The 14,835-nt window shown below is 68.1% G+C and carries 8 protein-coding genes; 6 read left to right on the top strand and 2 right to left on the bottom strand.

Annotated features, from left to right (window positions below; translation table 11 throughout):
- Nucleotides 1-162: 162 nt before the first annotated feature.
- A complete protein-coding gene (locus V1318_RS09580) occupies nucleotides 163-3,186 on the bottom strand; it encodes a TonB-dependent receptor (protein ID WP_332939414.1) in 3,024 nt (1,007 codons plus the stop codon).
- Nucleotides 3,187-3,430: 244 nt separating this feature from the next.
- Here V1318_RS09580 and V1318_RS09575 point away from each other — a divergent pair, with 244 nt between their 5' ends.
- Nucleotides 3,431-4,882 carry a PLP-dependent aminotransferase family protein gene (locus tag V1318_RS09575; RefSeq protein ID WP_332939413.1) on the top strand — a complete coding sequence of 484 codons (1,452 nt, stop codon included), beginning with the start codon at nucleotides 3,431-3,433 and terminating at the stop codon, nucleotides 4,880-4,882.
- A gap of 22 nt (nucleotides 4,883-4,904) precedes the next feature.
- Here the strand turns inward: V1318_RS09575 and V1318_RS09570 are convergent, their stop codons facing one another.
- The gene (locus V1318_RS09570; RefSeq protein WP_332939412.1) at nucleotides 4,905-5,348 is read right to left on the bottom strand and encodes a hypothetical protein; all 444 of its coding nucleotides are present in this window, start codon (nucleotides 5,346-5,348) and stop codon (nucleotides 4,905-4,907) included.
- A 230-nt stretch (nucleotides 5,349-5,578) separates the two neighbouring features.
- Here V1318_RS09570 and sufT point away from each other — a divergent pair, with 230 nt between their 5' ends.
- The 5 genes from sufT to V1318_RS09545 all read left to right on the top strand — a co-directional run bounded on the left by sufT (nucleotide 5,579) and on the right by V1318_RS09545 (nucleotide 14,362).
- Complete coding sequence (gene sufT / locus V1318_RS09565) at nucleotides 5,579-6,130, top strand: putative Fe-S cluster assembly protein SufT (RefSeq protein ID WP_332939411.1); 552 nt, start codon at nucleotides 5,579-5,581, stop codon at nucleotides 6,128-6,130.
- A 482-nt stretch (nucleotides 6,131-6,612) separates the two neighbouring features.
- Complete coding sequence (locus V1318_RS09560) at nucleotides 6,613-8,439, top strand: S8 family serine peptidase (protein WP_332939410.1); 1,827 nt, start codon at nucleotides 6,613-6,615, stop codon at nucleotides 8,437-8,439.
- A 500-nt stretch (nucleotides 8,440-8,939) separates the two neighbouring features.
- Entirely contained in the window at nucleotides 8,940-11,021 is a 2,082-nt protein-coding gene (locus V1318_RS09555) for a S8 family serine peptidase (RefSeq protein ID WP_332939409.1), read from the top strand.
- 741 nt (nucleotides 11,022-11,762) lie between these two features.
- Nucleotides 11,763-13,580 (top strand): S8 family serine peptidase, encoded by a 1,818-nt coding sequence (locus V1318_RS09550; RefSeq protein ID WP_332939408.1) that lies wholly within the window; start codon nucleotides 11,763-11,765, stop codon nucleotides 13,578-13,580.
- A gap of 359 nt (nucleotides 13,581-13,939) precedes the next feature.
- Entirely contained in the window at nucleotides 13,940-14,362 is a 423-nt protein-coding gene (locus tag V1318_RS09545) for a hypothetical protein (RefSeq protein WP_332939407.1), read from the top strand.
- Nucleotides 14,363-14,835 lie beyond the last annotated feature (473 nt).

The following is a 14,835-nucleotide window of genomic DNA, read 5'->3' as shown; positions in this document are numbered from 1 at the left end:
TGAGGCACCGCTGACGCCGCAAATCTTGGTCCCCGCGCCGCGCTGGCGCTGTTCCGCGGGCGCCGGCCCGAATCGACGCGCGTATGCGTTCGGCTGTGCCGAAGGCGCGAAAAAAAGGCGGCCCCTCGCGGGGCCGCCTCGGTTACGCGTCGACGCTGCGGATCAGAACTTCTGGGTGTAGCGGAAGTAGATGAAGCGCCCCGGCACCTCGTAGGCGGGATCGAAGCTGTTGGCGAAGGCCTGCGCCGAGAACGGCGGATCCTTGTCGAAGATGTTGTTCACGCCGATGGTGACCTTGGAGTTCCAGGGCGTGTTCCAGTACACACTGGCGTCGTGGTAGGTGGTCGCGCCGATCTTGTTCTCGGCCTCGGCCACCGACTGCAGGGCGTCGCCGCCGGCCGGCCCGTCCCAGACGCCGTTGTTGTTGAGATCCACCGGCACGGCGATCACGCGGTCCGGATCGCTGCACAGCTCGTCGAAGCCGTTGTCGACCAGCACCTGGCAACGCTCGTCCTGGTGCGAGAAGTAGCGCACGTTCCAGGTCGCGCCGAAATCGCCCTTCTCCCAGCGCACCATCAGGTTGGAGCGGATGCGCCAGCCGTTGCTGCCGGTGATGTACTCGCCGGGTTCGTTGGCGGCCTCGTCGATAGGCCAGTCCTCGATCCGCTGGCCGATCCGCGGCACGCCCTCCAGGCGCTCGCCGAACACGCCGTCGTCGTCGAAATCGACCTCGGCCTTGGCCACGTAGGTGCTGTCCCAGTTGAAGCTGAAGCGGCCCCATTGGGTTTCCGGCAGCTTGTAGTTCACGGTCAGGTCGTAGCCTTCGGTGCGCAGGCCGCCGATGTTGACCGGCTGCGAGAGCAGGTTGGAGATCGCGCCGCCGGGCGCGCGGGTGTAGTTGCAGAAGCGCTGCACGTTGCCGACGATGCACTCGTCGAGGATGAACTGACCGGTCGGCGCGACCAGGGCGTTGTCGATGTCGATCTTCCACCAGTCCAGGGTCGCGTCGAAGCCTTCCAGCCAGGACGGGCTGTAGACGAAGCCCAGGGTGGTGGATTCGCTGTTCTCCGGCTCCAGCAGCGGATTGCCGCTGACGTTGATGCGGATCTGCGGATTGCCCTGGTCGTAGCCGCCGTTGGGCACGCCCTGGCCCATGCAGCGCGCCTGCGCCGCCGCCGACAGGCTGGGAAAGCGCGATACGTCGCAGGGGTCGGTGATGGTCGGGAAGGAGTCGGCGGTGCCGGCGAACAGTTCGACGATGGCCGGGGCGCGGAAGCCCTCGGACCAGTTGCCGCGGATCATCAGGTCGTCGATGGGCTTCCAGCGGAAACCGAACTTGCTGTTGAGGGTGTCGCCGACGTTGCTGTAGTCCGAATAGCGCGTGGCGACCGAGAAATCCAGCAGCTTGGCGAACGCCATGTCGGACAGCACCGGCACCGCCAGTTCCAGATAAGCCTCGTCCAGCGAGTAGCCGCCGGAGATCGGCGCGGCCGCGTTGCCGGTGGTGTTGCCGGAGGCGATCAGCGCATCGGGCTGGAAGTAGCCGCTTTCGGCGCGGTGTTCCAGGCCGAAGGAGAACGCCAGCGGGCCGGCCGGCAGCTCGAACAGGTCGCCGCCGATGTTGGCGTAGTAGGTCTTCTGCTTGAAACCGACCGAGTCGTGGGCGACGAAGCTGGAATAGGCCAGCATCTCGGGCGTGATCGAGCCGGCCGCGCCGAGCAGGTTCAGCGGCACGCAGCCCAGGATGATCGAGGTGGGATCGCCCGGGTTGCTGACGCAGATCGGCCGGCCGGTGGTGGCGCGTCCAGCGACGGTGTCGATCATCGACGGGCCCAGCGCGTTGCGCAGCGCGAGCAGGTTGAACAGGCCGTCGGTGACGGTGTTCTGCTTGTTCTCGCCGTAGTAGTAGCCGGCTTCCCAGTCGAACGGCTTGTCGGCGAAGTTCAGCGTGCCTTCGAAGCCGAGATTGGCGGCGAAGGTGTCGATGTCCTGACGGAACGAGCGGCCGCCGGTTTCGACCGCGCGGCGCTGGATGCGCGAGACGGTGGTTCCGAACGGGTTGTACATGCTGTCCGGACTGATGGTGACGGTCTTGGGCTGCAGGCCCGCGCCCGGGCCGCTGCCGAGCACGATCGGCATGGCCGCCAGCAACTGCTCGGAGCGGCGGTTGTTGTAGGTCAGGGTGGTGCGGAAGCGCAGGTTCTCGCTGATGTCGAGCGAGCCGGAGGCGAACACCGAGCGCCGTTCCTGCGGAGTGAGCAGGTAGTTGTCGGGGGCGAAGTTGTAGACGTCGTTGCCGGTGCGGTTGCGCCAGTTCGTGCCGGACTGGCCGTCGTTGTAGGTGAACTGGCCGACCGAGCCGTCCGGACGGGTCTCGGCCACCGAGCAGGTGCCGAAGATCGGGTCGAAGCTGCCGTTGCACAGGGCGAAGCGGCCGTTGGGTACGGTCGAGCTGCCGAAGAAGTTGCCGGTGCCGGCGACCGGTTCCTTGGAGATCTTGCGGTCGCCGGCCAGCACCGGCTCTTCCTTGACGTAGGCGATGCCGAACATCGCGGTCCAGCGGTCGGACGCGGCGCCGATGGTGAAGTCCACCGCCTCGCGGAAACCGTCGCCGTCGGCGAAGGTGCCCAGGTAGGCGTTGGCTTCGGCGCCCTCGTAGTTCTGGCGCAGGATCACGTTGACCACGCCGGCGATGGCGTCGGAACCGTAGATCGTCGAAGCGCCGTCCTTGAGCACTTCGATGCGCTCGACCGCGGCGGTGGGGATGGTGTTCAGATCGACCACGCCGCCCAGGCCGGCGCCGCCGACCCAGCGCCGGCCGTTGACCAGGACCAGGGTGCGATTGGCGCCGAGGTTGCGCAGGTTGACCTGGGTCTGGCCGTCGCCGCCGTTGTTGACGGTGCTGTTGAGGGCGGAGCCGTTGGCGGTGATGTTCTGGATCACGTCGCCGACCGAGGTCAGGCCTTGCGAGCTGATGTCGTCGCGGCTGAGCGAGAAGATCGGCTGCGAGGTTTCGATATCGGTGCGCTTGATGCGCGAACCGGTCACTTCGATGCGATCCAGCGTGGTGGTCTGGGATTCTTCCGCTGCCTGGGCGTGCGCCACGATCGGCAGCGCCGCGGTGGACGCCGCGGCGGTGGCGAACAGCGCTCGTCGGATGGCATGACTGAGGGTGTGCGAGGGCATTGCGTAACTCCGCTGGGTTAGGGCCATGCGTTGGCCGGCTCAGTGAAATTACGAATCCTTAACGATCGGAGTTGCGCGGCCGGCGACTGAAAAGCTATGCCGGACTCATGCGGTGACTGCGCGGAAGTGACGATTTGTGTTGACGCTCCCATTGGTCATGTTGTGCCGGCATCGCCCGGACCGATAGATTGGCCGCCAGGCGGATCGCCTATATCCGCGCGTACGGAGCCAATCGGAAACCGCCATGCATCTGGAGCTAGACGGCCGCGGCCCGCTGCAGAGCCAGCTGGTGCGCGCGCTCAAGGACGCCGTGTTGTCCGGGCGCGTGGCCCAGGGTGTGCGCTTTCCGCCCACGCGCGCGCTGGCCCAGCAATTGGCGGTGTCGCGCAACACCGTGCTGGCCGCGTACGAACAATTGCGCGCGGAAGGCTTCATGCAGGGCCGGGTCGGTTCGGGCAGCTATGTCGCCACGCCGATCACCCCGATCGCGCCGGCCGCGTCGGCGCCGCGACCGGCCGAACGCGGCCTGCCCGAGACCGATTACGTACGCCGCCTGCGCGCCTGCCACGATCACCCGCGCATGCCCGGGCGCCGCGTCGAGGGCGCGCGCTACAGCTTCCAGTACGGCGTTCCCTTCACCAATCCGCTGTTGACCACGGCCTGGTCGCGCGCTCTCGCGCACGCGGCGCTGTATACGCCGCCGACCTATCCCACCGCGCACGGTTCGCCGGCCTTGCGCGCCGCCGCCAGCGAATACATCGCGCACCGGCGCGGGGTGATCTGCTCGCCCGAGGACATCATCATCGTCGCCGGCACCCAGCAGGCGATCAGCCTGACCGCGCGCGTGCTGCTGGATCCGGGCGATGCGGCGGTGATCGAGGAACCGCAGTACTTCGCCTCGCGCGAGGCGTTGTATACCCACGGCGCGGAGCTGGTTCCGGTCGCGATCGACCGCGAGGGCCTGCGCACCGGCGATCTGCCGCAGCGGCCGCCGCGCCTGATCTGCGTGACCCCCTCGCACCAGTTCCCGACCGGCGCGCTGATGTCCCTGCAGCGCCGCCTGGCCCTGCTGGAGTACGCGCGCCGCCACGACTGCTGGATCTTCGAGGACGACTACGACGGCGAGTTCCGCTACGACGCCCAGCCGCATGCGGCGCTGCGCTCGCTGGACGACTCCGGGCGCGTGGTCTACGTGGGCAGTTTCTCCAAGGTACTGTTCCCCTCGCTGCGGCTGGGCTACGTGGTGGTGCCGCCGAGCTTGCGCGACGACTTCATCTCGGCCAAATGGGTGGACGATTTCGGATCGCCCGCCATCGAGCAGGCGGCCCTGGCCCAGTTCATGGCCGACGGCAGCTTCGAGCGCCACCTGCGCCGCACCGGCAAGACCCTCAAGCAGCGCCGCGATGCCCTGCTGGAGGGATTGCGCCGGCACTGCGGCCAATTCCTGGAGATCGACGATTCGCACGCGGGCATGCACCTGCTGGTGTGGCTGCGCGGACGCGACGCGGCCCAGGGCGAGGCGCTGATCGCGCATGCGGCCACGCGCGCGCTGGGCCTGTATTCGATCGCGCCGTACTACCTGCACGCGCCGGACCGCGCCGGCCTGCTGATGGGCTTCGGCGCGATGTCGGTGGCGGAGATCGGCGAGGCCGCCAAGCTGTTCGGCGAATGCCTGCGCGAGACCGCACCGGCATGAAAGGCTGAGGTTCCGGCGCGGCTCAGCGCGAAGCGAACAGCGCGACCACCAGCCCCAGCACCAGCCAGGCCCAGTCGGCCGGGCCGTTGGCGAGCTGGATCAGCAGCCAGGCGTGGTGCGGGCCGAGCTTGAACAGCGAATCCAGGATGCCCACGCCCAGCGACAGGCCGATCTGGGTGGAGGCGATGCTCCAGCTGTACAGGGCCACGATGGTCAGCGTGCCCAGCACGCCCAGCAGGGCCCGGCGCGGGCCGGGCGACCAGCCGCCCAGGCGCAGCATCCAGGCCAGGTCGATCGCCCCGATCACCGCCATCCAGCTGTTCTGGCGGCCGCTGTACAGGCTCAGCAGCAGCCACACCGCGGCGAAACCGAAGGTGCCCAGCAGCAGCAAGGTCCACGACAGCGACCACGACAGCGCCGACTTCGGCGGCGGGGACGCGGAGGCGGGCGGGGCGGCGACGGTCATCGAGGGCTCGTGGGGCGGGGGAATCCAGCCGCACAGCATAGCCGGCCGCGTGCCCGCGGGCAGTGCCTGAAGTCGGCCTGCCGCTGGGGCGCGTGGGGCGGGCGGGGGACGCGGTGCCGATTCGCCTCCGTTCCGGCGACGCTGCGATCCACCCGCGCACCCGGACGCGGGGCGGGGCCCTGTTAGACTGCGCGCCTTGTGCCGGAGCGCGGCACCCCAATCTTTCCGGCATGTACTCCCGCAGCAGCGAACCCGTCCGTTTCGAGCGCGATTGCGCCGTCGTCCTCGTGCCGCAGGGCGAGCAGGTGACCCTGCCCGCCGGCAGCGTCGGCTACATCACCCAGGCCCTGGGCGGCAGCTATACCGTGTTCGTCGAAGGCAACCTGTTCCGGATCTCGGGCAAGGACGCCGACGCCATCGGCAAGGAAGCGCCCGAACCCCTGGAACTGCCCGAAGGCGCCGACGACGAGGCGGTCGAGCAGTTGGTGTGGAAACAGCTGCGCACCTGTTTCGACCCCGAAATCCCGATCAACGTGGTCGACCTGGGCCTGGTCTACGAGGCCCAGATCAAGCGCCGCGACGACGGCCAGCGCACCGTCGAGGTGCGCATGACCCTGACCGCGCCGGCCTGCGGTATGGGCGACATCCTGGTCGACGACGTGCGCAGCAAGCTGGAAATGATCCCGACCGTGGCCGAGGCCGACGTCGAGCTGGTGTTCGACCCGCCGTGGGGCCGGCACATGATGTCCGAGGCCGCGCGCCTCGAGACCGGCATGTTCTAAGCCAGCCGCCCGTTCCCCAGCGGGCGGGCGCACGCATGGCCACACTTTCTGTGTACGCCAAAAATATCTGATTGCGAAAATGCGGCGCGGTTCACGGTTTGCGCCGATTGGAACCGTTTTAGCGCATGGACGCCGGCTAGCCCGCCTACCTAGCTTGTCGATCGCGGCCACGCAAACGCATCGGCCGTGAATCCCGTCTTGCCTTCGCGTCTGCGACGCGAAACGAACGCGCAGGCATGACGGTTACTGCCGCACACCGCGGCCTTCGAAATGCGGGCTCAAAGAACGTAGCTGCCGTGAAGGCGCAGCCGTATCCGTCTTGAATCAGCGGATCCGTGACGTGCCTTGCTGTCCGGTGCCAGGCCGATGGCCACTTCGACGTGGCGCATCGGCGCGCGCGGAGCGGGTCGCCGCTCGTCGCGGGTGCACTGGGGGGCGCAACCGCGACTGCGGAACGGTCCGCCCACTAAAGGGATATGTGAATGAATCGTCGTATCTTGTCGGTAACCATCGGTGCTTCGCTCGTATGCACCGCGCTTCCAGGCCTGGCCGCGGAATTGTTGACCGTCGACAGGCCGATCGAAGGCCGTTACATCGTCGTGCTGAAGGAACAGGTCGCGGGGCCGTCGGCGCGCAGCGCCGGGGGCGTGACGGCGGCGCAGGTGCCGTCGGTCGCGCGCAGCATGGCCACTCAGCATCGCGCCAAGCTGCTGCGCAGCTACCAGCATGCGCTGCGCGGCTTCGTGGTCGATGCCGACGACGCCGCGCTGGCGCAGCTGCTGAAAGACCCGCGCGTGGCCTATGTCGAAGAGGACGGCGTGGGGTCGATCTATGCGACCCAAAGCAACGCGACCTGGGGCATCGATCGCATCGACCAGCGCAACCTGCCGCTGAGCACGACCTATACCTACGACACGGACGCCACCGGCGTGCACGCCTACATCCTCGATACAGGCCTGCGCGCGGACCACACCGAATTCAGCGGGCGTGTGGGCAACGGCTTCTCGGCGCGGCCTGGCGATGCCAGCATCAACGACTGCCACGGCCACGGCACCCACGTGGCCGGTACCGTCGCCGGCACCACCTGGGGCGTGGCCAAGAAGGCCGTCGTGCATCCGGTTCGCACCTTCGATTGCACCGGCAATGCGCAGCACTCCGAGATGATCGCCGCCATCGACTGGGTGACGGCCAATCACACCAAGCCGGCGGTCGCCAACATGAGCTTCGGCGTCCCCGGCTCCGTGGCCATAGACACCGCGGTCAACAACATGATCAACGCCGGCGTGGTGGCGGTGGCGGCGGCGGGCAACAGCAACGACGATGCCTGTTCGGGATCGCCGCGGCGGGTGCCGCGAGCGCTGACCGTCGCGTCCAGCGACCGCAACGACGCACGCTCGATCTGGCCCTTCGGTCAGGCTTCCGGTTGGGGCAGCTGCGTGGATCTGTACGCGCCGGGCAGCGACATCATGTCGGCCGGCATCAACAGCGCTACCGCATCGGTTTCCAACAGCGGTACGTCGATGGCCTCGCCGCATGTGGCGGGCGTCGCCGCGCTGTACCTGGCGACTCATCCCGCGGCCACGCCGGACGAAGTGCACGCGGCGATCGTCAATAACGCCACGGCCGGCAAGATCACCGGCGACCTGCGCGGGTCGCCGAACTTGCTGTTGAACAGCCTGTTCTCGGGCGATCCCGGGCCGGGCAACAACGCGCCGGTGGCCAACTTCATGTCCTCCGTCTCGGGCCTGACGGTGTCCTTCACCGACACCTCCACGGACAGCGACGGCAGCATCGCCACGCGCAGCTGGAGCTTCGGAGACGGCACCACCTCCACCGCCGCCAATCCCAGCAAGACCTACGCCGCGGCCGGCACCTATACGGTCACGCTGACGGTCACGGATAACGGCGGCGCGACCAACACCAAGACCTCCTCGGTTACCGTCGGCGGCACCGGCGGGGCGCAGACCTACAGCAACGGCACCGATGCCAATATCCCGGACAACAACACGACCGGTGCGTCCAGCAGCATCGTGGTCTCCGGCCGTAGCGGCAACGCGCCGAGCAACGCCTCGGTGACGGTGGCCATTCCGCACACCTGGCGCGGCGATCTGAAGGTCGATCTGCTGGCGCCGGACGGCACGGTCTACAACCTGTTCACCGGCAGCTCCAGCGACAGCGCGAACGACGTCAACCTCACCGTGAGCAAGAACCTGAGCAGCGAAGCGCTCAACGGCACCTGGAGGCTGCGTGCGGTCGACCGCGCCGCGCAGGACATTGGCAAGATCGACAGCTGGAGCATCACGTTCTGATCCAGGGCTCACCCAAGACACGGCGGCCGGCGCGCTTCTCGCCCCCGAGGGTGCGCCGGTCCGCCGACATCGCCTGACTTCCACGCCCCGGCCTCGGCCGGGGCTCTTTTTTCGTCGCGGTTTCGCCGTGCGGCCGCGTCGCGACGGATGCGGGCCGCGCTCGGCCCGAGGCGATCGTGTTCCGCGTACCTGCCTCGTCAGAGCCCCTTTTCCGATGCCTGCCGCGTGCGCACCGATGGCGATCCGGTGCCATGCCATGTGCGAATGCAGCAAAAAAAGTTTCAATTGGGACTAATCGTTGTGTATTTATGAAAATGCGATAAGGGTCACGATCGCGCGCCGGCTGAAACGTTTCCAGTCGCTGTCCTCCCCCTGCACCGGCTGCCTAAGGTGTGGTCCACGCCGGGGCAGCCCCGCCCCGGCCGTCCTGCCGCCACGCGCTCGCCCCCGCCGGACGCCGCTGCGGCCTCATGCGTTCTACTCTCGGGAGTTCAGACACCATGCCGCTTTCTGCCCAGCGTTCGATCCGTTCCAACCTGCTCGCCGTAGCCACCGTCGCCGCGCTGTCGGCGGTGTGCGCCGCGCCCGCGTTCGCCGGCCAAGCCGACGTGCGCGGCCTGCGCGGCGGCGGCGAATACGATCAGTTCATCGTCAAGTACCGCGACGGCTCCAGCACCCGCACCAGCGCCAACGCGATGGCGTCTTCGCTGACGGTGGCCGCCGATGCGATCGCGCCGCGCCAGGGCAAGCGCCTGGGGCTGAAGCATCTGCGCCGGATGGCGCTGGGCGCGGACGTGGTGCGCAGCGACCGCAAGCTGGGCCGCGCCGAAGCCGAGGCGCTGATGCGCAAGCTCGCGTCCGATCCGAACGTCGAGTACGTCGAGCCCGATCTGATGATGCATGCGCTGTCGGTGCCGAACGATCCGATGTTCGCGCAGCAGTGGCATTACGCCAACAGCGCCGTGGGCATCAACGCGCCGACCGCATGGGACACCACCACCGGCACCGGCGCGGTGGTGGCGGTGATCGACAGCGGCATCCTGGCGCACGCGGACCTCAACGGCAATCTGCTGCCCGGCTACGACATGGTCAGCTCGACCTCCGGCGGCCTGTGCGGCGACTTCACCTTCGGCTGCGGCGCGTCCGACGACGGCGACGGCCGCGATGCCGACCCCAACGACGCCTCCAACGTCGTCCACGGCACCCACGTCGCGGGCACCGTCGCCGCGGTGGGCAACAACGGCGTCGGCGTGACCGGCGTGGCCTACGGCGCCAAGGTGGTGCCGGTGCGCGTGCTGGGCCGCAAGGGCAGCGGCACCACGTCCGACATCCTCGATGCCATCACCTGGGCCTCGGGCGGCAGCGTGAGCGGCGTGCCCGCCAACGCCAATCCGGCCGAAGTCATCAACCTGTCGCTGGGCGGCCCCACCGCCTGCAGCGCCGCCACCCAGGCCGCGATCGACGCCGCCGTCGCGCGCGGAACCGTCATCATCGCCGCCGCCGGCAACTTCAACAACGACGTCTCCAAGAACAACCCGGCCGGTTGCAACAACGTCATCAGCGTGGCCGCCGCCGACCGCGGCGGCCGCCGCGCCTACTACTCCACCTGGGGTGCGAGCATCGACGTGACCGCGCCGGGCGGCGAAGTCTGCACGCCGGCCACCGAGTTCCTGCCCTTGAACGAGAGCCCGTCGGGCAAGTGCACCGCGGAGCGCTTCCCCGAGAACGGCGTGCTGTCGACCATCGACGGCAACAACTACGCCAGCATGCCCTGGCAGGGCACCTCGATGGCGGCGCCGCACGTGGCCGGCATCGCGGCGCTGATCCAGGCGGCGGCGTCCAGCCCGCGCACGCCCGCGCAGATCGAGCAGATCCTGGAGAGCACCGCGCGTCCGATCGCCGCGGCCGATTGCCCGGGCGGTTGCGGCGCGGGCCTGGTCGACGCGGCCGCGGCCGTGGCCGCGGTCGGCGGCGGCACGCCGGGCAATCAGGCGCCGGTGGCCAACTTCAGTTCCTCGGTCAGCGGCCTGACGGCGAGCTTCACCGACAGCTCCAGCGACAGCGACGGCACGATCGCTTCGCGCAGCTGGAACTTCGGCGACGGCACCAGCTCCACCGCCACCAACCCCAGCAAAACCTACACCGCGGCCGGCACCTACACCGTCACCCTGACGGTCACCGACAACGGCGGCGCCACCAATGCCAAGACCGCTTCGGTCGTGGTCGGCGGCAGCGGCGGCGTGCAGACCTACAGCAACACCACCGACTATCCCATCGCCGACAACGCCACGGTCGACAGCCCGATCACGGTCTCCGGCCGCAGCGGCAACGCCCCGAGCAATGCGGTGGTGACGGTGGCGATCGTGCACACCTACCAGGGCGATCTGAAAGTGGACCTGGTGGCACCGGACGGCTCGCTCTACAACATCCACAACCGCACCGGCTGGAGCACCGACAATGTCAACAAGACGGTGACCTTCAACCTGTCCAGCGAGCCCTTGAACGGCACCTGGAAGCTGCGCGTGAACGACAACGCCGCCAACGACACCGGCAAGATCGACAGCTGGAGCGTCAAGTTCTGATTCCGCGATGCGCAGCGGGGCGTGCGGCGATCGCGCGCCCCGCTGGCACCTCCAGCGTAACCGGCCCCGGTCGTTCGACCGGGGTTTTTTTGGCTTTCGCGGCGGCGACCGCGGCGTGTGCGGGCAAGCCCTCGTACGCGACGCGCTTCGCCCCTGGGCGCGTCGCGACCGTTCGCCGAATACCGATAAGTCGCTTCCAACCCTGGCCTCGGCCGGGGTTTTTTATCCGTTGGGCAGCCGGTCGGCAGGTAGTCGGTCCGGCGATGCAGCGCCGCCTCTGGTGGCCAAGCGAAGGCGGGATTTTCCTATCGGAAACCTTCGCGGCGATTGGCGCCCCAGCGGTTGCCTGCGTCGCGCGCTGCCGGTCTGGTCGCCGCCGATAAGGCTGGAACTGCGGGGTATTAGGGGGGTTTTCGACTTATTCGTTGCGGTGCAGATGCCGGCGCGGCAGCGGAATTTGGCGGTGGCACAAAACGCAATGCGGTGTTTGTGGCTATCCCGTGCCAGGTAAATTTCAGTATTCGAAAGTGGGTTTTGAGTCACGTTTTTCCCTGTGACGGCCGGCGATTAACCGGTATTGCCCCCTGGTTCGGCGCCGTAGCTTGAGTTGCGGTCGTAGCGCCAAGGCGCCCAGACCGAGGTCCGGTCCGCGAGCGGTGTTCGCATCCCTGCTTCCTGTCCGGACGGCTATCGCCGCTTTCGCGGGTCATTGCAGTTCCATCCTTAGGGGATCTGAAAACGATGTCGAATTCCAACAGCAAGCTGCGCGTTCACGTACTGGCCGCGGCGACCGCCGTCGCACTGACTGCCATGGCCGCTCCGGCCTTCGCCGGGCAGGTTTATCTGGGCGGCCTCAAGGCCGACGGCAACAACCGCTTCATCGTCAAGTACAAGGACGGCAGCGCGCCGACCGCCAGCAGCGCTTCCATGGCGTCGTCTCTGAGCACGGCCGCCGCACGCACCGTCCTGCCGGCCAGCGCCAAGGGCAAGAAGCTCGGGCTGCGCCATCTGCGCCGCATGGCGCTGGGCGCGGACGTGGTCACCAGCGATGTCGGCCTCAACCGCGGCGAAGCCGAGGCGGTGATGCGCCAGATCGCAGCCGATCCGAATGTCGCCTACGTCGAGCTGGACCGGGTCGTGCAAGCGCTGGCCGTACCGAACGATCCCCGTTACGGCGAGCAGTGGCATTACGCCAACACCGCGGTCGGCGCGAAGGTCTCCGCCGCCTGGGACCAGAGCACCGGCAGCGGCGTGGTCGTGGCGGTGATCGACAGCGGCCGTCTCACCCATCCCGACCTCGACGCCAACACCCTGCCGGGCTACGACTTCATCACCTCGACCTCCACCGGCAGCGCCGGTTCCGGCGACGGCAACGGCCGCGACGCCGATCCGACCGACTCCTCCAACGTCAAGCACGGCACCCACGTCGCCGGCACCATCGCCGCGGTCACCAACAACGCCGCGGGCGTCGCCGGTGTGGCCTACAACGCCAAGATCTTCCACGCGCGCGTGCTCGGCAATGGCGGCTCGGGCATAAGCTCGGACATCGCCGACGCGATCGTCTGGTCCTCCGGCGGCTCGGTCGCGGGCGTGCCCGCCAACGCCAACCCGGCCGACGTCATCAACATGTCGCTGGGCGGCGATTATCCGTGCTCCCAGAGCCCGACCTACCAGAGCGCCATCAACACCGCCACCGCCAACGGCAGCATCGTGGTCGCCGCGGCCGGCAACAGCAACATCGACGTGACCGGTTCGAGCCCGGCCAGCTGCGACAACGTGATCAGCGTGGCCGCCAGCGACGTCAACGGCAATCGCGCCTGGTATTCGACCTACGGAAGCACCATCGACATCACCGCGCCGGGCGGCGAAGTCTGCTCGCCGACCGAGGAATTCCTGCCCTTGAACCGCAAGCCGGCGGCTGGCGATTGCACCCGCGACCATCCCAGCAACGGCGTCCTCTCGACCTACAACGCCAATGGCTATTTCTTCAATCACGGCACCTCGATGGCCGCGCCGCACGTGGCCGGCATCGTCGCCCTGATGCAGTCGGTGGCGTCGACGCCGAAGACCACCAGCCAGATCGCCTCCATCCTGGCCAGCACCGCGCGTCCGATCACGGCCGCCAAGTGCCCCGGCGGCTGCGGTCCCGGCCTGGTCGACGCGGCCGCGGCGGTGGCGGCGGTGGCGGGCACCACGCCGCCGGTCGGCGGCACCCAGACCTACAGCAACGGCACCGACTACAACATTCCGGACAACAACACGACCGGCGTGAGCAGCAGCATCGTGGTGTCGGGCCGCAGCGGCAACGCGCCGAGCAACGCCTCGGTCTCGGTGAACATCGTGCATCCCTGGCGCGGCGACCTGAAGGTGGACCTGATCGCGCCGGACGGCTCGGCCTACAACATCCACGACCGCACCGGCAGCAGCGCCGACGACGTGACCGGCACCTTCACGATCAACCTCTCCAGCGAGCCGCTCAACGGCACCTGGAAGCTGCGCGCGGTCGATTCGCAGTCCAGCGATGTCGGCCGTATCGACACCTGGAGCATCACGTTCTGATTCGGCCGCGTTGTTCGACGGCCGTCGCGACGCTCCTCGCCCCCGAGCGCGTCGCGGCGGTTCGTTCGGCGGCCTTGGCCTCTCGGACCCCGGCTTCGGCCGGGTTTTTTTGCGGTTGCGGGTCCGCCGATGGGCGATTGCTGCCTGCGATCAGGGCGCTTCGAACGCCGCGATCGCACACGCGGTGCGGTTGCGAGGGCAGGTGGGGCGCATCGGATCCCGGAATAAGCCGATGACCCGCTCGCGGTCGCCGGGCCGAGTTCTTTTCGATTCAGCCCGGCACGCGTACTTTCAAAACCGTATAACCCCGTCCACGTCGCCCGCGCGTTCGCCAAGACACAGATGAAACAGGAGTCAGCATGGTCTCGCATCAACGTCGTTTCCTGCTCGCGACCGCCGCGGCGGTCCTGTCCCTGGCGATGACCGCCTGCATGGCTGCGGGTCCGGCCAAGGTCGGTGGGCTGCAGGGCGAGGGTCCCTACCAGCAGTTCATCGTCAAATACCGCGACGGCAGCGCGCCCGCGCGCGAAGAGGCCAGCGTGCAGGCGCGCCTGGACCGCGCGGTCGGCGCCAGCGGCCTGAAGAACGGCGGCCGCGCGGTCGCGCTGGAGCGCAAGCTGCGCTTGTCGGTCGCCGCCGACGTGTTCCGCGCCGACCGGCCGCTGAGCAAGGCCGAGGCGCAGCGCCTGATGCAGGCCTTCGCGGCCGATCCGGACGTGGAGTACATCGAGATCGACGGGGTGGTGACGACGATGCCCGTCGGCGGCAGTCCGGTCCGCTAGGTCCGCCAAGGCCGGAACGATCCATTTCGCGGCCGCCGCCTCGCGGCCGTGTTCGCGGCGTCGGGTTCGGGCGTCTCGAGCGCAGGCTCCACGCCGGGGATCGCCAGGGCAGGGCGCCGGCCTGGATGTCCCTGTGCAGTCTCCTGTGCAGTCTTCGCGCTGCGCTACCGCCGTCGGAGGCCGATCGGCAGCCGCCTATGTCCGTTGTCGTGGCCGCTTCGTCTCCTGGCGGCCGTCGGCGGTCCGGCCAGGCCCAATATTTCCTATCAAAACCGCGACTTATCGTGGTTTTCCGGTCTCAGTACCGCAACCCGATGTTGCGATGCCGCATATTCTCGTGTCGAGATCACGTGAAAGCGGTTACCTCGGTAATTTGTGATGAGTGTCACAAATCACTATGCCGATTAGGTGGATTTCCCCGTTGCGAGCCAGGTGAAGGCTCGACTAGCGTCACTTTGCGGACACATTTTGTC

The sequence above is a fragment of the Lysobacter sp. CCNWLW3 genome (assembly GCF_036697405.1).
In the GTDB taxonomy this organism is placed as follows: domain Bacteria; phylum Pseudomonadota; class Gammaproteobacteria; order Xanthomonadales; family Xanthomonadaceae; genus Lysobacter.
Note: the sequence above shows the minus strand (reverse complement) of the source record. Positions and strands in the feature narration are given on the sequence as shown.